General features: G+C 70.3%; 1 protein-coding gene. It reads left to right on the forward strand.

Annotated features, from left to right (window positions below; genetic code table 11):
• A partial coding sequence (locus DEH69_RS03375; RefSeq protein ID WP_113685369.1) for an acyltransferase domain-containing protein occupies positions 1-522 on the forward strand: 522 nt, incomplete at both ends.

A 522-nucleotide genomic window follows, 5' to 3' on the forward strand; every position in this document is an offset into this window, starting at 1 on the left:
AGCGCGTCACCTCGGTGGAGGGCGACGCGCTGGACGTGGCGTTCTCGGCCGCGACCGGGCGGGCGGCCCTTGAGCACCGCGCGGTGCTCGTCGGCTCCGAGCGCATCGTCGATGTGGCCCGCGGCGGCCTCACGGCGTTTCTGTTTACCGGGCAGGGGAGTCAACGTCTGGGTATGGGGCGGGAGTTGTATGAGGCGTTTCCGGTGTTCGCGGGGGCGTTCGACGCGGTGTGTGAGGCGGCGGGGCTGCCGTTGAGGGATGTGGTGTGGGGTGGGGAGGCGGGGGTGTTGGATCGGACTGAGTTTGCCCAGCCGGCGATCTTCGCGCTTGAGGTGGGGCTGTTCCGGCTTGTTGAGTCGTGGGGGGTGCGCGCGGACTTCGTCGCCGGGCATTCGGTGGGTGAGGTGGCCGCCGCGCATGTGGCGGGGGTGTTGAGCCTTGAGGACGCGGCGCGGCTTGTGGTGGAGCGTGGGCGGTTGATGCAGGCGTTGCCTTCGGGTGGGGCGATGGTGGCGATCCAGG

The sequence above is a fragment of the Streptomyces sp. PT12 genome, assembly GCF_003311645.1.
Lineage (GTDB): Bacteria > Actinomycetota > Actinomycetes > Streptomycetales > Streptomycetaceae > Streptomyces.